Origin of the sequence: Haloimpatiens myeolchijeotgali (genome assembly GCF_042688525.2) — a bacterium.
In the GTDB taxonomy this organism is placed as follows: domain Bacteria; phylum Bacillota; class Clostridia; order Clostridiales; family Clostridiaceae; genus Haloimpatiens.
Window position 1 is genome coordinate 1,477,770 of the sequence record NZ_JBHWAB010000001.1, and the last position, 18,690, is coordinate 1,496,459.

The following is an 18,690-nucleotide window of genomic DNA, read 5'->3' on the forward strand; positions in this document are numbered from 1 at the left end:
GTTTACGCCGCCTTTCATAAAAGATATCAAATTTAAAATACAATTTTTCAAGTGGAGTATTGTTTACTAAAATAATTGTCATATGATAGTTTTAAAATCATTTACACAACATGTTATTTATGGTTTTGTAGATTTAGTAATTGCAAAAGTTGAATCACTTAGTATTTATATTATAAATAATTTTTTATGTTTTTATCAATAAAAAGATTCAACAAAGAAAACTATTTTAACACAAAAAATATAAAATATTTTAAAATAAATTTATATTTTGTATTGAAAAGTGTTATAAAAAAGCGTTATATTATTAAGTGTGTATTGCTTAAATAGAGAAAGGAGAAATGAACATGGAACTTATGGAAAAAATTTGGGAGATGGCTAGGAATGATAATAGAAAAATTGTTCTTCCTGAAGGAAATGAGGAAAGAACATTAAAAGCAGCTGAAAAAATAGTTGCAAATTCTTTAGCTAAGGTAATATTAGTAGAAAATGAAGAATCAATAAAAACAAAAGCACAAGAATTAGGTGTTAATCTTTCAGGAATAGAGATAATAGATCCTGATAAGTCCGATAAATTAGAAAAATATGTAAATGCATTTTATGAATTAAGAAAGAAAAAGGGAATGACATTAGAAAAAGCAGATAAAATAGTAAGGGATCCGTTATATTTTTCTACAATGATGGTAAAAATGGAAGATGCAGAAGGAATGGTATCAGGTGCTATTCACACTACAGGAGATCTTTTAAGACCAGGACTTCAAATAATAAAAACTGCACCAGGAACTTCAGTAGTTTCAAGTGTGTTTATTATGATGGTACCTGATTGTGAGTATGGAGAAAAAGGAATGTTATTGTTCTCTGATTGTGCAGTAAATCCTAATCCATCATCTGAACAACTAGCTTCAATAGCAATTACAACTGCAGAAACAGCAAAATGGTTATGTAATTTAGAGCCAAAAGTAGCTATGCTTTCTTTCTCAACTATGGGAAGTGCTGATCATGAATTAGTTGACAAAGTAAGAAAAGGGACTGAACTTGCAAAACAAATGAGACCTGACTTACTAATTGATGGGGAATTACAATTAGATGCTTCTATAGTACAAAAAGTAGCAGATCAGAAAGCACCAAATAGTGAAGTAGCAGGTAAGGCTAATATATTAATATTCCCTGATTTACAAGCTGGAAATATTGGTTATAAATTAGTTCAAAGATTTGCTAAAGCAGAAGCAGTAGGACCTATATGTCAGGGCTTTGCAAAACCAATAAATGATTTATCAAGAGGTTGCAGTGTAGATGATATAGTAAACGTTGTAGCTGTAACAGCAGTTCAAGCCCAAAACATACAAAAATAGTAAAAAAATATATTTAAATACTTTTTTATGACATGGGAGGAATTTAAAATGAAAATATTAGTAATTAACTGTGGTAGTTCATCATTAAAATATCAATTAATTGATATGAACACAGAAAAAGATATTGCAAAAGGGTTAGTTGAAAGAATAGGAATAGAAGGTTCTATATTAACTCAAAAAGTAGATGATGATAAATACATAATAGAAAAACCAATGAAAGATCATCAAGTAGCAATAGAATTAGTTTTGAAAGCTTTAATTGATGAAGAACATGGTGTTATAAGTAATATGTCTGAAATATCTGCTGTTGGACATAGAGTTGTACATGGAGGAGAAAAATATTCTCATTCTGTATTAGTAAATGATGAAGTAATGAAAAATTTAGAAGCATGTGTTAAACTTGCACCACTTCACAATCCAGCAAATATCATAGGTATTAATGCTTGTAAAGAGTTAATGCCAAATACTCCAATGGTAGTTGTATTTGATACTGCATTTCATCAAACAATGCCTGAATATGCATATATGTATGCACTTCCATATGAATTATATAGTAAACATAGTGTAAGAAGATATGGAATGCATGGAACTTCTCATAAGTATGTTTCATTAACTGCAGCAGAAATGATGGGTAAAAATATTGAAGATTTAAAGATATTAACTTGTCACTTAGGAAATGGAGCAAGTTGTGCCGCTGTTGATCATGGTAAAGTTATTGATACTTCTATGGGATTAACTCCATTAGAAGGATTAGTTATGGGAACAAGATGTGGAGATATAGATCCTGCTATAGTACCATTTGTTATGAAAGCAGAAAATTTATCTGTAGAAGAAATGGATAATTTAATGAATAAAAAATCAGGAGTTTTAGGTGTTTCAGGAGTAAGTAGTGATTTCAGAGATATACAAAATGCAGCAGATGAAGGCAATCATAGGGCAAAATTAGCATTAGATATGTTCTATTATAGAGTTAAAAAATACATAGGTGCTTATACAGCAGCTATGGGAGGAATTGATTGTTTAGTATTTACAGCAGGATTAGGAGAAAATTCTATAGTTGGTAGAGAAGCTATTTGTAAGGGACTAGAATATTTAGGAATAAAAATAGATTTAGAAAAAAATAATGGTAGAGGTAAAGCAATAGAAATAAGTACAGATGATTCAAAAGTTAAAGTATTTTCTATACCTACTAACGAAGAATTAATGATAGCTAGAGATACTAAGGGAATTGTAAAAAATAACTAAGTATTAACTTTAAGAAAATGGTGGTATTTATTTGAAATAAGTGCCACCATTTATAAATAGAACTTGACTTTTAATTGTACTATCGATATAATAATGGTGTTTGTTGTAATTACTTGCAAGAGGTGCTTTGTTATGAAAATTGATATTTCTGATTTATTAAAAAGAAAAATAACTAAGCAGCATTTAGAACTAAATTTTCAAGAAGAAAATCTTAATGTTGGTGGAGAAGTTATAGAGTTTTCTAAACCTGTTAACTTGGATATTACATTAAGAAATTTGGAGAATGTAATAACTCTAAATGGTAATTTAAAAGCTGAGGTTATTCTTACTTGTTCTAGATGTTTAGAAAAATTTAATTTTACTGTTGAAGTTGAATTAAATGAAAAAATTTCTAACAATCAAGAAAATAAAGATGATGATGTCATCTTTATACATAATAGTAAGTTGGATTTAAATGATATTGTTTGTACTAATATCATTATGGCCTTACCAATAAAAAGGCTGTGTAAAGAGGATTGTAAAGGCTTATGCCAAGTTTGTGGGGCAAATTTGAATTATTCACAATGTGATTGTGATAAAGAAGATATTGATCCAAGGTTGGCAAAGTTAAAGGATTTTTTCTAAGTTAATTTAAGTTAATTAAGGAGGTGTTCATAGATGGGTAATCCAAAGAGAAAAATATCAAAAGCAAGAAGAGATTCAAGAAGAGCTCAAACATTTAAACTAAGCGCACCAGGTTTAGTTGAATGTCCTCAATGTCATGAGATGAAGCTTGCACATAGAGTATGCGCTAATTGTGGATACTACAAAAATAAAGAAGTTGTTTCAACTGAAAAATAATAAAAGAAAGTCATATTGACTTTCTTTTATTTTTTATCTTATATTAAGTTTATTTTATATTCATTAGGCCTTAATCATATCTTATGTGTAAATATATTTGTTTTTGTTGCTATAGTTATATAGTTAAGGATATAATAAACATTAGAGGTTTTATTTTTATATAAAGTGAGGTTATTAATATGATAATAGCAGTAGATGGTATGGGAGGAGATTTTGCACCTGATTGTATAGTGGAAGGGTGTGTAAAAGCAGTAAATGAATTTAAGGATATAGAGATAATAATAACAGGACCACAAGATATTATAAAAAATAAACTTTCAAATTATCAATATGATAAACAAAAAATTAAAATTGTAGATGCTAAAGATGTTATAAGCAATAATGAACAACCAGTTAAGGCTATAAGAAGGAAAAAAGATTCAAGTTTGTATAAAGCATTAAATTTAGTTAAAAATAAAGAAGCGGATGCTGTGATTTCTGCTGGAAGTACAGGTGCGTTTATGGCAGGGTCCTTATTCATAGTTGGTAGAATAAGAGGAATTGATAGACCAGCAATAGCACCAGTTTTACCAAGTAAAGGTGGCCCATGGATGCTCATAGATTGTGGTGCTAATGCTGAGTGTAAGCCTATAAATTTGCTTCAATTTGCTGTAATGGGTAAAACTTATTTTGAAAATATACTAAACATGAGTAATCCTACTGTTGGGCTTATTAATATAGGGTCTGAAGAAGAAAAAGGTAATACACTTACAAAAGAGGCACATAAACTCTTAAAAGAAAGTGAGATAAATTTTGTTGGTAATGTAGAACCAAGAGAAATACCAAAAGGAGAAACAAATGTATTAGTATGTGATGGATTTGTTGGAAATACGGTTTTGAAGATGTACGAGGGTGTTGCATCTACAATTTTTTCAGTATTAAAAGAAGAAATTATGTCTTCAACTAGAACTAAAATAGGAGGAGCACTTCTTAAACCAGTATTTAATAAGTTCAAAAAAGATTATGATTATAGTGAATATGGTGGAGCAGCTTTTTTAGGTGTTAAAGGTATATGTATAAAAGCTCATGGAAGTTCAGATTCAAAAGCTATTAAAAATGCTATAAGACAGGCTATAAAATTTCATAAAAATAAAATTATTGATAAGATAAAGGCTGAAATAGAAAATGAAAAACAAGAAAAAAAGGATAATTAGGAATAAATTTTGTGGTATTGATGATATTATTATATTGACGATATCAATTTTATATACTATTATCTATTTGTAGATTTTTTTAGGAGGTGAGAATATGATTTTTGATAAAGTAAAAAAAATAATAGTTGAACAGTTAAGTTTAGATGAAGAAGAAATAAAAATGGAATCTTCTTTTATAGATGATTTAGGAGCAGATTCTTTAGATATCGTAGAACTTGTAATGGCATTAGAAGAGGAATTTGATATGGAAATTCCAGATGAAGATGCTGAAAAAGTTTCTACAGTTGGAGATGTTGTTGAATACATAAAACAACATGTTGAAGAATAGTAAAAAAAGGTCCCGTTTGTATTACGGGACTTTAAGTTTTTATGAATAATATTATATAGTTTATTCTTGAATTTGCGTTTTGGTGCAAATTGAAGAATAAACTTTATTAGAAAGGAAAGTGAATATGGAGTATTCAAGAAAAAACATTCTAATGGAGTTAGAAGAAAAAATAGGAGTAAAATTTGAAAATAAAAATTTATTAGAAATAGCACTTACTCATAGTTCATATGTAAATCATAAAAAAAATACTAAATTTAATGAGAGATTAGAATTTTTAGGGGATGCTGTTTTAGAGTTAACAATCTCAGAATATTTGTTTAAGGAATATAATAAAAAAGATGAAGGAGATTTGACTAAAATAAGAGCTTTAATTGTATGTGAAAATTCATTATATCAAATTGCAAAAAAATGGGAATTGGGTAAATATATTAATATGAGCAAAGGTGAAGAACTTACAGGAGGAAGAACAAGGGTATCGATTTTGTCAGATTGTGTAGAGGCAATAATTGCTGCCATTTACTTAGATAAGGGTTTTGAATGTGCAAAAGAATTTATTGTGTGTACTTTTGATGAAAATATAAAAAAGGCTGTTAATAATGAAATAATTTTAGATTATAAGACTAAGTTACAAGAAGATATACAGCAAAGAGGAGAAATCTCAATTATGTATAACTTAGTTAAACATGAAGGCCCCCCACATAGGAGAAAATTTTACGTAGATGTAATTGTAGATGACAAAATTTTAGGAAATGGTAATGGTTATAGTAAAAAAGAAGCTGAGCAAAATGCTGCAAAAAAAGCTTTAAAAGAAATTGGAGGTAAATAATGTCAAAATCACATTATATAATACCTATATTTGTACCACATGAGGGATGTCCTCATAATTGTGTTTTTTGTAATCAAGAAAGTATAACAGGTATTACTGAAAAGGTTGATGCAGATTATACAGAAAAAATTATAGAACAATATTTGCAAACTATAGATAATAATAATGCAGTAGTAGAAGTTTCTTTTTTCGGAGGAACGTTTACAGCTATTGACATAGATAAACAAAAAGAACTTTTACAAGTAGCAAAAAAATATAAAGACAATGGTAAAATAGATTATATACGTATATCTACGAGACCAGATTATATAAATGAAGAAATATTAGATAATTTAAAAATGTACAGTTTAGATATTATAGAACTTGGTGTACAATCTTTGGATGAGGATGTTCTTTTAAAATCAGGACGTGGTCATACAGGTGAAGATGTATATAATGCTTCGAAATTAATAAAGAAATATGGTTTTACATTAGGTCATCAAATTATGCTTGGTCTTCCAGGTGATAATTTTAAGAAAGATATACAAACTGCAAGGAAAGTTATAAAAATGAAACCTAGTATATGTAGAATTTATCCTGCATTAGTTATAAAAAATACACCTATGGAAAGAATGTATTTAAATGGGATATATAAACCATATACTTTAGATGAAGCAGTAGAGATTTGTAAAGATATATACGGAATGTTCTTAAGTAGTAATATAAACGTGATAAGAGTTGGACTGCAGCCTACAGAAGAGATTAATGTGGGAAAAGAATTGTTAGAAGGACCTTTTCATCCTGCATTTAGAGAATTAGTAGATGGAAGTATATATAATGATATGATTCTTGATAATTTAAAATACATAAATGAAGAAAATATAATATTAAGAGTTAATCCTAGAGATATATCAAAATTATATGCAAACAAGAAACAATTTTTTAACGACATGAAAAAGCAATTAAAGACAATTAAAATTAAAGTTATTCAGGATGATTTGATTAAAAGAGGTGAACTTATTATAGAAGGTGATAAAAAATGTAATAAGTTGTCATTTGGTGAGTATATTCAAAATAAGTATAAAAAAGGATATTGATGGTTTTTATAGAATATAGTTCCTATAAATAGTAATAATAATTTTTATAGGGAGGAATATAACTATGGAAGTATTAAAAGTATCAGCTCAATCTTCTCCAAAATCAGTTGCAGGGGCATTGGCAGCTATTGTAAGAGATAATAAGGTTGCAGAAATTCAAGCAATTGGTGCAGGATCAGTAAATCAATCAGTTAAGTCAATAGCTATAGCGAGGGGATTTGTGGCTCCTAATGGTATTGATTTAGTGACTATTCCAGCTTTTTCACAAATAGAAATTGATGGTGAAGAAAGAACCGCTATTAAATTAATAGTTGAAGCAAGATAAAAAAAGGCTCTCATGATTTAAATCATGAGAGCCTATTTAAATACAATAATGTCATTGATATTTTTTTTGATATACTATAAACTAATATAGATGTCGAATGTTAAAATATATCTACGGATTCAGTATAAACTGTACTTGAAGCCAAGTTCGAATTAGTAAGTTAAATTTTAATAGAGGTGAGCAAATTGAGAAAGAAGCAAAGAGAGAAAATGACGAAAATAATGGTTTATGTAATTATAGTTATATTTGTAGTTACATTATTACCAATGGTGTTTGGAAGATAAGCTTATAGTAATATAGGAGAGTGTGAGCATGTTTTTAAAGTCGCTTGAAATACGAGGATTTAAATCTTTTGCAGATAAAACAGAGGTAGTATTTAATAAAGGGATTACGGCTGTTGTAGGTCCAAATGGAAGTGGAAAAAGTAATATATCTGATGCAGTAAGATGGGCGCTTGGAGAGCAAAGTGTTAAGACTTTAAGAGGAGGCAAAATGGAAGATGTAATATTTGCCGGTACACAATATAGAAAGCCAGTAGGATTAGCCCAAGTGTCTTTGATTTTAGACAATAATGACAATGGTATTCCAATAGATTATTGTGATGTAAGAATAACAAGACGATTATATCGTTCTGGAGAAAGTGAATATTATATAAATAATACAAAATGTAGATTGAAAGATATTCAAGAACTATTCATGGATACAGGAATAGGTAAGGAAGGATATTCTATAATTGGACAAGGTAAAATAGATGCAATATTAAGTGGTAAGGCAGAAGACAGAAGAAAATTATTAGAGGAAGCTGCTGGAATTGTCAAATTTAAAACAAGGAAAGTAGAAGCAGAAAGAAGATTAGAAAATACTGAACAAAATTTAACAAGAATTAATGATATATTAAATACATATGAAGAAAGAATTGGACCTTTAGAAATTGAGAAAAATAAAGCAAAAGAGTTTTTGAAGTTATCCGAGGAATTAAAGATTAAAGAAGTAAATGTACTTATAGAAAATGTTAATTCTGTTGAAAACAAAATAAATAAAATAAAGGAAGAAATAAATAAATTATCTAGTAAAGGTAAGAAATTAAATGAGGAAAGACAAAAAATTCGTGAAAAGGATATTAAATTAAATAGTCAGCTAGAAAATTTTGATGAAAATCTAAAAAAAGAAAAACAAATTTATTATGATAGAAAATCACAACATAAAGATAAAATATCTGAAATAGATATTTTAACTGAAAGAATCAATAATTTGAATAATTCTATTAATAAAACTTCAATAGAATTAGAACAGATACATGAGTTAATAAATGAATTTAAGGTAGATAAAGATAATAAAGAAAAACAACTTAAAGAGCATCAAGATAATCAAGGTAAATTAAATGAAAAGATTATTGATTTGGAGAAAAATATATTTGATAGTAGTATATTTATTAATGAACAACAAGATGTAATAGAAAAATTGAAGAATTGTCAAATGGACGTTATTGGTCAAATAACAGATATGAAAAATAAGAAAATAATATTGACAAGTGAAATTGATGATTTAAAAAAGAAATATGTACAGATAACTAATTCTTATGAAGGATATAATAATTCAATTGAGATAAATACAAATACAAAACAAGTATTAAGCAATGAGAAGGATAAGATAAAAAACAAAATAGAAGAATACAAAAATATAATTAAAGAATGTAAAAGTGAATTATCCAAGAGAAATTCTCAGTTGTTAAAGGAGCAAAAAGAAGTTAAGGTTTTGTCTAAACAACAAAATACTTTGGAAGCTAATAAAAATATTTTAATAAATTTGGATAAACAGTATGAAGGGTATAATAAATCTGTTAAGTCACTTATGAAACACATAAATGATGGAAAAATAAAAACATGTAAAGATGATTGCTATGTAGTTGGTGAAGTAATCAAAGTTCCAGAAAAACTAGAAATTGCAGTAGAGATAGCTTTGGGCGGAGCAATTTCTAATATAATTACAAAAAATGAACAAATAGCTAAAAATTTAATAAAATATTTAAAAGATAAAAGATTAGGAAGAGCAACTTTTTTACCTATGAATATAATAAAGAGTAAAAAAAATGTTTTGCCCTATAGAATAAAAGAATTAAAAGGGTATGTAGGAATTGCTAGTGAACTTTTAAAATATGATAATAAGTTTAAAAATATTATAGAATATATTTTAGGAAGAACTATTATATCACAAGATATAGATTGTGCTTTGAATATTGCAAAGATGACAAATTATAAGTTTAAGATAGTAACAATAGGAGGAGAAGTTATAAATCCAGGTGGTGCATTAACTGGAGGTAGTATATATCATAAATCTACTAGCATAATAGGTAGAAAGAGAGAAATAGAACAATTAGGTGATGATATTCAAAAAGTTAATAGAGAATTAAAATTGTTAAGTAAGAAGATAAAAAATAATGAACAAGATATTAAAAATTTAGATGAAAAGTGTTTAAATTTAAGAGATGAAATTCATTATGAAAATTTAGAAATAGCTAAAATAGATGGTAAAATGATTGCTATTGAAAATGAAACTAAAAAACTTATAAAAAATCTAAGTGTTTCAGAAGAAGAAGCTAATAGTATAAAATATGAACTTAATAAGAAAAATATGGATATGAAGCAAAGTGAAGAAAAACTAATTAAGCTAAAGCAATATGAAAAAGATAATCATAAGCAAATTACTAATTTAGAATGTACTCTGAAAAATAAGTTAGTTAATATTGATGTATTTAAGGAAAACTTAACAGAGTTAAAAATAAAGAAAGCTCAGATAGATGAAATAGTAGTTAATAAAATTAATGAATTAAAAAGAATAACAAAGGATATAGAAAATTCATTAAAGAAGGTTGAAATATTAAAAAAAGATTTAAATCAATCAAAATTAAATCATGAAGAAAGTATAAATAAAATAAATAGTAACAAAATTAAAGTAAAAGATATATTAGATTATTTAAAACAAATGAGTAAAAGTTTTGAAGAAAAAGAAGTTGAAAGAATAAAAATGAAAGAATATATACATAAAAATAAGGAAAATTTAGAGGAATTAAATATAGCTATTTCTGAAATAGATAAGTCAGTTTATAAACTCAAAATAACTTTAACTAAATTTGAAAGCGAAATAGAAACTATATATAATAAATTGAATAATGAATTTGAACTTACATATGCTGAAGCTTTAGAATACAAGTTTGATATAGAAGACTTAGATAATTTGAAATCACAAATAATTATTTTAAAAAACAAAATTTCAGCGCTTGGAGTAGTAAACTTAGGAGCTATTAAGGAATATGAAGAAGTAAAAACTAAGTTCGATTTTATGAATACACAAAAAGAAGATTTGACAAATGCTAGAGAAGAGTTATTAAGTGTTATAAAAGATATGACAAGTAAAATGAGAGTTATATTCAATGAGAATTTCCAAAAATTAAGAAAACTATTTAATGATACCTTTAAAGAATTATTTAAAGGAGGTAGTGCAGATCTTATATTAGGAGAAGGAGATGAATTAACTTCTAAGATTGATATAAATGTTCAACCACCAGGAAAAAAACTTCAAAATATTAATTTAATGTCTGGTGGAGAGAAAGTCCTTTCAGCAATTGCTTTATTATTTGCAATTTTAAAGATGAAGCCAACTCCATTTTGTATTCTTGATGAAATAGAAGCTGCTTTAGATGATGCTAACGTGGTTAGATATGGAGAGTTTTTAAAAGAATTTTCTAACAATGTTCAGTTTATAATTATAACTCATAGAAAAGGTACTATGGAAGCTAGTGATGTAATGTATGGAATTACTATGCAAGAAAAAGGAATTTCAAAAGTTGTTTCAGTAGACTTAACAAAATAACACTAAATATATATAGGAGGAATGCAGCATGTTTGGAGGATTTTTTAATAAACTAAAAGAAGGATTAACAAAGACTAGAGATGATCTTACAAATAAAGTAGGAGAAATTTTAAATTTAGCAGTTACTATTGATGATGATTTATATGAAGAATTAGAAGAAATATTAATAACATCTGATATAGGAGTGGAAACTTCATTAAAAATTATAGATATATTAAAAGATAGAATAAAAGAACAAAAGATTAAAGATCCTAAACAAATAAAACCTTGTTTGAAAGAGATATTGATTGAAATGTTAGAGTTAAATAGTACTGAAGAGAAAAGTTTACCTAAAGTTATGCTAATTATTGGTGTAAATGGTGTTGGAAAAACAACATCAATAGGAAAAATTTCAAATAGTTTAAAGCAAAAGGGAGACAAAGTATTAATTGCAGCAGCAGATACTTTTAGGGCAGCAGCAATAGAACAATTAGAAGTTTGGAGTAATAGATCAGGCGTGGATATTATTAAACATCAAGAAGGTTCTGATCCAGCAGCAGTAGTTTTTGATGCAGTTCAAGCTGCTAAAGCTAGAAATGTAGATGTGTTAATATGTGATACTGCAGGAAGACTTCATAATAAGAAAAATTTAATGAATGAATTGGAAAAAATAAATAGAATAATAGAAAGAGAATTTAATAATGGGTCAAGGGAAACATTATTGGTAGTTGATGCTACTACAGGTCAGAATGGAGTACAGCAAGCTAAACAGTTTACTGAAATTTGTAATGTAGATGGAATTATTCTTACAAAATTGGATGGTACAGCAAAAGGGGGAGTAGTAATATCAATAAAGGATGTACTAGGTATACCAGTTAAATATATTGGTGTTGGAGAAGGTATAGATGATTTGCAAGAATTTAATCCAAAACATTTTGTAGAAGCTCTTTTCTAAATTATATGTGAGATTTTGTATGTATAAAAGAAAAAATAAGCTGTTAAGTAAAAATACTTGACACCAATAAAGTATTTTGGTATTATATCATTTGTGAGTTGGTGATTTGTATGGAAAAAAGGATTCAAATTTCCTTACTTTTAGATTTTTATGGAGAACTTCTTACTGAAAAACAAAGAGATATAATGGATTTATATTTTAATAAGGATTTATCCTTTGCTGAAATATCAGAACTTAAATGTACGAGTAGGCAGGCAATTTATGATATAACAAAAAGATGTGAGAAGTTATTGTTTGATTATGAAAAAAAATTAGAATTAATGAAAAAGAACTTTGAAAAAGACAAAAAGATTGACATAATTTATAAATATATAGATTTACTTAAACGGAATATTAGTAATGAACAGAATTTGGAAGTAATAAATAAATTAAAGAATGAGATTGATAATATTTAGGAGGTTAATAATGGCTTTTGAAGGTTTAACTTCTAAGTTACAAGAAACTATAAAAAAGTTAAAAGGTAAAGGTAAACTTTCTGAAAAAGATATAAAGCAAGCTATGAGAGAAGTAAAACTTGCTTTATTAGAGGCAGATGTTAATTATAAAATTGTTAAAACTTTCATTAAAAAAGTAAGCGAAAAATGTTTAGGAAGTGAAGTTTTAGAAAGTTTAACACCAGCACAGCAGGTTATTAAAATAGTTAATGAAGAGTTAACACAGTTAATGGGAGTAACAGAAAGTAAGATAGAGTATTCCCAAAATGGTATTACAGTAGTTATGCTTGTAGGATTACAAGGTGCTGGTAAAACAACCATGGCAGGAAAATTAGCTCTTGCAATGCGTAAAAAGAATAAAAAACCTCTTTTAGTAGCTTGTGATGTGTATAGGCCAGCTGCAATAAAACAACTTCAAGTTGTAGGTAAACAAATAGATATTCCTGTATTTAGTATGGGAGATAAGGTTAAACCTGTGGATATTGCAAAAGCGTCTATTGAACATGCTAAAAACAATGATGCTAATGTAATAATAATAGATACTGCAGGTAGACTGCATATAGATGAAGCTTTAATGGATGAGCTGAAAGATATAAAATCAAATGTTAATCCTAATGAAATTCTTTTAGTAGTAGATGCGATGACTGGTCAAGATGCAGTAAATGTTGCAAATAGCTTTAATGAGATCTTAGACATTACTGGTGTGGTTTTAACTAAGTTAGATGGTGATACTAGAGGAGGAGCTGCGCTTTCTATAAGAGAAAGTACTGGAAAACCAATTAAATTTGTTGGTATTGGGGAAAAGATGAATGAAATTGAAACTTTTCACCCTGACAGAATGGCTTCAAGGATATTAGGAATGGGGGATGTATTATCCCTTATAGAAAAAGCTCAGCAGGCAATAGATGAGAAAAAAGCTCAAGAAATAGGAAACCGTATGTTGAATGAAGAGTTTAATTTTGAGGATTATCTTGAAGCAATGGCTCAAATGAAAAAACTCGGACCTTTAAGCAAGGTGATAGAAATGTTACCTGGTGCAAATAGTAATCAACTTAAGGGTGTAGATTTGGAACAAGGTGAAAAGCAGATGAATGTAGTAGAAGCTATAATAAATTCTATGACTGCTAAAGAAAGAAAAAATCCTAGTTTAATAATGGGATCTTCATCAAGAAAGAAGAGAATATCTAGAGGATCAGGAACTACTATTCAGCAAGTGAATAAGGTTTTAAAAGATTTTGAAATGATGAAAAAGATGATGAAGAAGATGAAAGGAATGCAAAAAAAGGATTCAAAAAAGGCTTATTTGGTAAATTACCATTTTAATATAAGTACAATTTAATATATTTTAAGGAGGTGAATAAAATGGCAGTAAGAATAAGATTAAGAAGAATGGGTGCTAAAAAAGCTCCTTTTTATAGAGTAGTTGTTGCAGATTCAAGATGTCCAAGAAATGGAAGATTCATAGAAGAAATAGGATATTATAACCCAACTACTGAACCAAAAACTGTAAAAATCGATGAGGAAAAAGCACTTAAATGGGTGAAAAATGGTGCACAACCATCTGATACAGTTAAAAAGTTATTTGAAGTAGCTGGTGTTAGTGAAAAGCTTGCTAAGTAATAACTGGGGGTGCTTTAAATGAAAGAATTACTTGAAGTAATAGCTAAGGCCTTAGTTGATAACCCAGAAATGGTTAGTGTTAACCAAATTGCTGGAGAACAATCTATAATTTTAGAATTAAAGGTTGCACCAGAAGATATGGGAAAAGTTATAGGTAAGCAAGGAAGAATAGCTAAAGCTATAAGAACAGTTGTTAAAGCTGCAGCTATTAAAGAAAATAAAAGAGTTGTTGTAGAAATAATATAATTACATATTATTTTTTGATAAGAGTTAGGGTATCCTAACTCTTATTTGATATATATTTTAATTTAATGTGGAGGTGATATATGTGAAAGAATACTTGTCCATAGGTGAAATTATAAATACTCATGGAATAAAAGGTGAACTAAAAGTATATCCTTTAACAGATGATATGAACAGATTCAAACAGTTAGATGAAGTATTAATAGATGGTGTGACTAAAAAAATACTAGAATGTAAGATGCAGAAAGATAGAGTAATATTAAAAATAGAGGGAATAAATAGTATTGAAGAGGCAAATAAATATAGAAATAAATATATAAAAATTCATAGAAAAAATGCTGTAGAATTAGAAGAAGATGCTTATTTTATTACTGATTTAATAGGATGTAAGGTTTTTGACACTAATGGAGTTGAATTAGGAAAAGTATATGATGTTATACAAACAGGAAGTAATGATGTGTATTGGGTAAAAGGAAATCAAGAAACTTTAATCCCAGCATTGAAAAGTATTGTAGTTAAAGTAGATACAGAAAAATCTAATATTATTATTAAACCAGTAAAAGAATGGCAGGCGTGATATATGAAAATAGATATAGCTACGTTATTTCCTGAAATGTTTGAAGTTTTTGATTATAGTATAATAGGAAGAGCTATAAGTGAAAAAATAATAAAATTAAATACTGTTAATATAAGAGATTATTCACAAAATAAGCATAAAAAAGTTGATGATTATCCATATGGTGGTGGTGCAGGAATGCTTATGACTCCACAACCTATAGTAGACTGCATAAAAGATATAAAAAGTGGTAATAAAGGTAAAGTTATTTTTTTGGGACCAAGAGGTAAGACTTTTAATCAACAAATGGCAAAGGAGCTTTCAAAAGAAAAGGAACTGATTTTTTTGTGCGGTCACTATGAAGGAATAGATGAAAGAGTATATGATTATATAGATATGGAAATATCAATAGGAGATTTCGTTTTAACAGGTGGAGAAATGGCTTGTATTCCTATAGTCGATAGTATATGTAGATTAATTCCAGGTGTATTGTCAAGTAGTGAAAGTTTTGAAGATGAATCTTTTTATGATGGAGTTTTAGAATATCCACAATATACAAGACCAAGTTGTTTTGCAGGATGTGAAGTGCCAAAAGTATTGCTATCTGGACATCATGAAAATATAAGAAAATGGAGAAGAAAACAATCTCTGATGTTAACACAACAAAAACGCCCAGATTTATTTAAAAAACTTAAATTAAGTAAAGAAGATAAAAAACTATTGAAAAATTTTAAATAAAATTTGAGTTTTGATTTAGTTTTTGTTGAAAAAGAAATATGTATGTGATAGAATGGAATATGTGCTAGTACGGGCGGTCCTCTGTCTAAATTGTGTTAGGCAAGAACGTTAAATATTTTTAAGGAGGGAATGCACATGTTAGATATAATAAAAGCTATAGAAGCAGAACAAATAAGAAATGATTTAGCAGAATTCAACGTTGGAGATACTGTTAAAGTTCACGTTAACATTAAAGAAGGAAATAGAGAAAGAATTCAAGTATTTGAAGGAACTGTTTTAAAAAGACAAAATGGTGGATTAAGAGAAACATTTACTGTAAGAAGATTATCATCAGGAATCGGTGTTGAAAGAACATTCCCATTAAATTCACCAAGCGTTGCTAAGATTGAAGTAGTAAGAAGAGGTAAAGTAAGAAGAGCTAAATTATTCTACTTAAGAGATAGAGTAGGTAAAGCTGCAAAGGTAAAAGAAAGAATAAGATAGAAATTTGTGAAAAACGGGACTGCATAGTCCCTTTTTTAGTATAAAAATATAGAAGGGAATAGGTAGATATGTCTATAAATTGGTTTCCAGGTCATATGGCAAAAACAAGGAGAGAAATAAAAGAAAATTTAAAACTTGTTGATGCTGTAATAGAAATAAGAGATGCTAGAATTGTAAAATCTAGTGCAAATCCAGAAATAGATAAGATATGTAAAGATAAACCTAGAATAATACTATTAAATAAAGCAGATTTAAGTGAAGATGATGTTACAAAACAATGGATTAAAACTTTATCAAATAATAATGTAAAAGTTATACAAGGAAATAGTCTTAATGGTAAAGGGCTAAGAAACATTAAACCTACATTAAACGAATTGCTAAAAGAAAAACATGAAAGATTAAAAAGTAAAGGGCTTGCAAATATTACTACTAGAGTTATGGTAGTAGGTATACCTAATGTGGGAAAGTCATCTTTTATCAATAAGATTGCAAAGGGTAATAGAGCTAAAACAGGTGATAAGCCTGGTGTAACAAGAAGTAAGCAGTGGGTCAAGACTAAGATAGGTATAGAACTTATGGATACACCTGGAGTATTGTGGCCTAAATTTGAAGATGAGCAAGTTGGAATGAATCTTGCTTTTACCGGAGCAATAAAAGATGAAATTATTAACATTGAAGATTTAGCTTTAGAATTAGTTAAAAGACTTCAGAAAAATTATCCAGATAGATTAATGAAAAGATATAAATTAGAAGATTTAAGTGATGATGCATTAGAAAATTTAAATGCAATATCAATGAAAAGGGGAGCTGTTATGTCTGGTGGTGTTATAGACTATAATAGGATTTCTAACATTATTTTGGATGAATTTAGAGGTGGTAAGTTAGGATCAATATCTTTAGAAAGACCCTAACATAACTGGAGATGAGAGAGATGTATAATAAAGATATTGTAAATATAGATATTTCATCAATGAAAAGCAAGGAAGTAAAAGAAATTATTAAGGAAGTGGAAAATAACTATTTAGATTTGGATGAAGAAAAAATTATAAAATTGAATGAAAAATTATTAAATGATAGCCGCAAAACTGTACAAAAATGTGCTTTATCATTGATAAAATATTCTGAAAAAATTAAAAATGAAATAGAACGTGTAAAAAATATGTATAATTTTGATAGACAGTTTGTAAAAAGTAGCCAATATTTAGCGGGCGTTGATGAAGTTGGAAGAGGACCATTAGCAGGGCCTATTGCGGCAGCGGCTGTAGTATTAAATTTAAACTATGAAGATGATAAAGATTTAATACTTGGTATTAAAGATTCAAAAAAATTGTCACATGCAAAAAGAGAAGAATTATCAGAAATAATAAAAAGTAAAGCTATAAGTTATAGTATTGCGCTTGTTGATAACAAACAAATTGATAATAGAGGAATTGCATGGAGCAATAATAAAGTATTTTTAGAATCTGTAAGTAATTTAAAAGTAAAACCTGATATAATTTTATCTGATGGATATAGAATTAGAGGATGTAATATAAAGAATGAAGCAGTAATTAAAGGAGATAATAGAAGTATATCTATAGCAGCTGCATCAATTATTGCAAAGGTATATAGAGACAATCTAATGTTTGAATTTGCGAAAAAATACAAAGGATATGGCTTTGAAAAAAATGTAGGGTATGGTACACAAGAACATATAGATGCTATACATAAAGAAGGTATCACACCTATACATAGAAGAAGATTTTTAACTAATATATTAAATTTTGAATAAAGCATAAACCTCACAATATTACCTGGGTAACATTGTGAGGTTTTTAATTATTAACTCAACTTCCGCAGTAAAAAAATACTGCTTAGCGAAGGGAAATGATATATTGCGTAAGAAACATTTGAACTTGTTACTGAAGTGAAAGGTTTCTAAGCAAGATATCATTTCCCGTAGCGGCTATTTTTCATCTGCGAAAGTTGAGTTATTAATAATCAGAGTTGAAATGCATTTTTTATTAATCTTATAGAAGGTTTTTCATCATTTTTATTTAAAATTATTTCTACAACATCAAATCTAAAGTTACATTTAAAAAGTTTCTTTTTTAAAATATATAATTGAGCTATTTTGTAGATTCTAAATTGTTTTGATTTTGTTACTGCTTCACAAGGGTATCCATATAAATTACTATATCTTGTTTTAACTTCTATAAAGGCTATAAAAGTATCATCTTTTCCGATTAAGTCCAATTCACCTAATTTACATCTGAAATTTTTATCTAATATTATATATCCCATTTTTTTCAAGTATTCTTGTGCTAAAGATTCCCCATAATTTCCTATATCTTTATTAAAGTGATGCATGTAATTCATCCTTTCATAAAAAATAAGTTATATAAGTTATATTAGTACTGTATTGAAATTTAACGAGTATTTACTATGTTTAAATAAAATTATTATTTTGTCATTGTTCAAAATTTCCTTATTTGAAATTTATAATTTCTATTTTACATGGCCTGAAAAGTATATATTGTGTAAAAACATTTGAAAAATTGATTTATGTTTGCCATAAGATATATGTATAT

The 18,690-nt window shown here is 27.7% G+C and carries 21 protein-coding genes and 1 pseudogene; 21 read left to right on the top strand and 1 reads right to left on the bottom strand.

Annotated elements, in window-relative coordinates; genetic code table 11:
* The first annotated feature begins 344 nt into the window (after nt 1-344).
* The 21 genes and pseudogenes from pta (at nt 345) to ACFIJ5_RS06740 (ending at nt 17,891) form a co-directional block, all read left to right on the top strand.
* Entirely contained in the window at nt 345-1,349 is a 1,005-nt protein-coding gene (pta, locus tag ACFIJ5_RS06640; RefSeq protein ID WP_379805296.1) for a phosphate acetyltransferase, read from the top strand.
* Nucleotides 1,350-1,397: 48 nt separating this feature from the next.
* Nucleotides 1,398-2,594, top strand: coding sequence for an acetate kinase (locus tag ACFIJ5_RS06645; RefSeq protein ID WP_379805298.1), 1,197 nt, complete (start codon nt 1,398-1,400; stop codon nt 2,592-2,594).
* 132 nt (nt 2,595-2,726) lie between these two features.
* Nucleotides 2,727-3,218: a YceD family protein gene (locus ACFIJ5_RS06650; RefSeq protein ID WP_379805299.1), complete on the top strand. Its 492-nt coding sequence runs from the start codon at nt 2,727-2,729 to the stop codon at nt 3,216-3,218.
* Between the two features lie 33 nt (nt 3,219-3,251).
* The gene (gene rpmF / locus ACFIJ5_RS06655) at nt 3,252-3,434 is read left to right on the top strand and encodes a 50S ribosomal protein L32 (RefSeq protein WP_379805301.1); all 183 of its coding nucleotides are present in this window, start codon (nt 3,252-3,254) and stop codon (nt 3,432-3,434) included.
* 179 nt (nt 3,435-3,613) lie between these two features.
* On the top strand, nt 3,614-4,627 hold the full coding sequence (plsX, locus tag ACFIJ5_RS06660) for a phosphate acyltransferase PlsX (RefSeq protein WP_379805302.1): 1,014 nt from the start codon (nt 3,614-3,616) through the stop codon (nt 4,625-4,627).
* Nucleotides 4,628-4,721: 94 nt separating this feature from the next.
* Nucleotides 4,722-4,955: an acyl carrier protein gene (acpP, locus tag ACFIJ5_RS06665; protein WP_379805303.1), complete on the top strand. Its 234-nt coding sequence runs from the start codon at nt 4,722-4,724 to the stop codon at nt 4,953-4,955.
* 124 nt (nt 4,956-5,079) lie between these two features.
* Nucleotides 5,080-5,781, top strand: a complete 702-nt coding sequence (gene rnc / locus ACFIJ5_RS06670; RefSeq protein ID WP_379805305.1) for a ribonuclease III — start codon at nt 5,080-5,082, stop codon at nt 5,779-5,781.
* Nucleotides 5,781-6,857 carry an elongator complex protein 3 gene (locus ACFIJ5_RS06675; RefSeq protein WP_379805308.1) on the top strand — a complete coding sequence of 359 codons (1,077 nt, stop codon included), beginning with the start codon at nt 5,781-5,783 and terminating at the stop codon, nt 6,855-6,857. The genes rnc and ACFIJ5_RS06675 overlap by 1 nt, the downstream gene beginning before the upstream one ends.
* A 64-nt stretch (nt 6,858-6,921) precedes the next feature.
* Complete coding sequence (locus tag ACFIJ5_RS06680; RefSeq protein ID WP_379805310.1) at nt 6,922-7,182, top strand: stage V sporulation protein S; 261 nt, start codon at nt 6,922-6,924, stop codon at nt 7,180-7,182.
* A 176-nt stretch (nt 7,183-7,358) separates the two neighbouring features.
* On the top strand, nt 7,359-7,466 hold the full coding sequence (locus tag ACFIJ5_RS06685) for a DUF4044 domain-containing protein (protein WP_379805313.1): 108 nt from the start codon (nt 7,359-7,361) through the stop codon (nt 7,464-7,466).
* A 28-nt stretch (nt 7,467-7,494) separates the two neighbouring features.
* Nucleotides 7,495-11,052 carry a chromosome segregation protein SMC gene (gene smc, locus ACFIJ5_RS06690; protein ID WP_379805317.1) on the top strand — a complete coding sequence of 1,186 codons (3,558 nt, stop codon included), beginning with the start codon at nt 7,495-7,497 and terminating at the stop codon, nt 11,050-11,052.
* A gap of 28 nt (nt 11,053-11,080) precedes the next feature.
* Nucleotides 11,081-11,986 (top strand): signal recognition particle-docking protein FtsY, encoded by a 906-nt coding sequence (gene ftsY / locus ACFIJ5_RS06695; protein ID WP_379805319.1) that lies wholly within the window; start codon nt 11,081-11,083, stop codon nt 11,984-11,986.
* Nucleotides 11,987-12,096: 110 nt separating this feature from the next.
* The gene (locus ACFIJ5_RS06700; protein ID WP_379805322.1) at nt 12,097-12,441 is read left to right on the top strand and encodes a putative DNA-binding protein; all 345 of its coding nucleotides are present in this window, start codon (nt 12,097-12,099) and stop codon (nt 12,439-12,441) included.
* 10 nt (nt 12,442-12,451) lie between these two features.
* Nucleotides 12,452-13,803 (top strand): annotated as a pseudogene (ffh, locus tag ACFIJ5_RS06705) (signal recognition particle protein).
* 39 nt (nt 13,804-13,842) lie between these two features.
* Nucleotides 13,843-14,100 carry a 30S ribosomal protein S16 gene (gene rpsP / locus ACFIJ5_RS06710; RefSeq protein ID WP_379805324.1) on the top strand — a complete coding sequence of 86 codons (258 nt, stop codon included), beginning with the start codon at nt 13,843-13,845 and terminating at the stop codon, nt 14,098-14,100.
* 18 nt (nt 14,101-14,118) lie between these two features.
* On the top strand, nt 14,119-14,346 hold the full coding sequence (locus tag ACFIJ5_RS06715; protein WP_379805326.1) for a KH domain-containing protein: 228 nt from the start codon (nt 14,119-14,121) through the stop codon (nt 14,344-14,346).
* Nucleotides 14,347-14,428: 82 nt separating this feature from the next.
* A complete protein-coding gene (gene rimM, locus ACFIJ5_RS06720) occupies nt 14,429-14,920 on the top strand; it encodes a ribosome maturation factor RimM (RefSeq protein WP_379805328.1) in 492 nt (163 codons plus the stop codon).
* A gap of 3 nt (nt 14,921-14,923) precedes the next feature.
* The gene (gene trmD, locus ACFIJ5_RS06725) at nt 14,924-15,637 is read left to right on the top strand and encodes a tRNA (guanosine(37)-N1)-methyltransferase TrmD (RefSeq protein ID WP_379805331.1); all 714 of its coding nucleotides are present in this window, start codon (nt 14,924-14,926) and stop codon (nt 15,635-15,637) included.
* 135 nt (nt 15,638-15,772) lie between these two features.
* On the top strand, nt 15,773-16,120 hold the full coding sequence (gene rplS, locus ACFIJ5_RS06730; protein ID WP_379805334.1) for a 50S ribosomal protein L19: 348 nt from the start codon (nt 15,773-15,775) through the stop codon (nt 16,118-16,120).
* Nucleotides 16,121-16,188: 68 nt separating this feature from the next.
* Nucleotides 16,189-17,031 carry a ribosome biogenesis GTPase YlqF gene (gene ylqF / locus ACFIJ5_RS06735; RefSeq protein ID WP_379805336.1) on the top strand — a complete coding sequence of 281 codons (843 nt, stop codon included), beginning with the start codon at nt 16,189-16,191 and terminating at the stop codon, nt 17,029-17,031.
* A 59-nt stretch (nt 17,032-17,090) separates the two neighbouring features.
* A complete protein-coding gene (locus ACFIJ5_RS06740) occupies nt 17,091-17,891 on the top strand; it encodes a ribonuclease HII (RefSeq protein ID WP_379809558.1) in 801 nt (266 codons plus the stop codon).
* Nucleotides 17,892-18,100: 209 nt separating this feature from the next.
* Here ACFIJ5_RS06740 and ACFIJ5_RS06745 read toward each other — a convergent pair whose 3' ends face one another.
* The gene (locus ACFIJ5_RS06745; protein ID WP_379805339.1) at nt 18,101-18,469 is read right to left on the bottom strand and encodes a YraN family protein; all 369 of its coding nucleotides are present in this window, start codon (nt 18,467-18,469) and stop codon (nt 18,101-18,103) included.
* Between the last annotated feature and the right edge of the window lie 221 nt (nt 18,470-18,690).

Coding starts and splice junctions, on each gene's coding strand:
- pta (WP_379805296.1), top strand. CDS start 345: ATGGAACTTATGGAAAAAATTTGGGAGATGGCTAGGAATGATAATAGA.
- ACFIJ5_RS06645 (WP_379805298.1), top strand. CDS start 1,398: ATGAAAATATTAGTAATTAACTGTGGTAGTTCATCATTAAAATATCAA.
- ACFIJ5_RS06650 (WP_379805299.1), top strand. CDS start 2,727: ATGAAAATTGATATTTCTGATTTATTAAAAAGAAAAATAACTAAGCAG.
- rpmF (WP_379805301.1), top strand. CDS start 3,252: ATGGGTAATCCAAAGAGAAAAATATCAAAAGCAAGAAGAGATTCAAGA.
- plsX (WP_379805302.1), top strand. CDS start 3,614: ATGATAATAGCAGTAGATGGTATGGGAGGAGATTTTGCACCTGATTGT.
- acpP (WP_379805303.1), top strand. CDS start 4,722: ATGATTTTTGATAAAGTAAAAAAAATAATAGTTGAACAGTTAAGTTTA.
- rnc (WP_379805305.1), top strand. CDS start 5,080: ATGGAGTATTCAAGAAAAAACATTCTAATGGAGTTAGAAGAAAAAATA.
- ACFIJ5_RS06675 (WP_379805308.1), top strand. CDS start 5,781: ATGTCAAAATCACATTATATAATACCTATATTTGTACCACATGAGGGA.
- ACFIJ5_RS06680 (WP_379805310.1), top strand. CDS start 6,922: ATGGAAGTATTAAAAGTATCAGCTCAATCTTCTCCAAAATCAGTTGCA.
- smc (WP_379805317.1), top strand. CDS start 7,495: ATGTTTTTAAAGTCGCTTGAAATACGAGGATTTAAATCTTTTGCAGAT.
- ftsY (WP_379805319.1), top strand. CDS start 11,081: ATGTTTGGAGGATTTTTTAATAAACTAAAAGAAGGATTAACAAAGACT.
- ACFIJ5_RS06700 (WP_379805322.1), top strand. CDS start 12,097: ATGGAAAAAAGGATTCAAATTTCCTTACTTTTAGATTTTTATGGAGAA.
- rpsP (WP_379805324.1), top strand. CDS start 13,843: ATGGCAGTAAGAATAAGATTAAGAAGAATGGGTGCTAAAAAAGCTCCT.
- ACFIJ5_RS06715 (WP_379805326.1), top strand. CDS start 14,119: ATGAAAGAATTACTTGAAGTAATAGCTAAGGCCTTAGTTGATAACCCA.
- trmD (WP_379805331.1), top strand. CDS start 14,924: ATGAAAATAGATATAGCTACGTTATTTCCTGAAATGTTTGAAGTTTTT.
- rplS (WP_379805334.1), top strand. CDS start 15,773: ATGTTAGATATAATAAAAGCTATAGAAGCAGAACAAATAAGAAATGAT.
- ylqF (WP_379805336.1), top strand. CDS start 16,189: ATGTCTATAAATTGGTTTCCAGGTCATATGGCAAAAACAAGGAGAGAA.
- ACFIJ5_RS06740 (WP_379809558.1), top strand. CDS start 17,091: ATGAAAAGCAAGGAAGTAAAAGAAATTATTAAGGAAGTGGAAAATAAC.
- ACFIJ5_RS06745 (WP_379805339.1), bottom strand. CDS start 18,469: ATGCATCACTTTAATAAAGATATAGGAAATTATGGGGAATCTTTAGCA.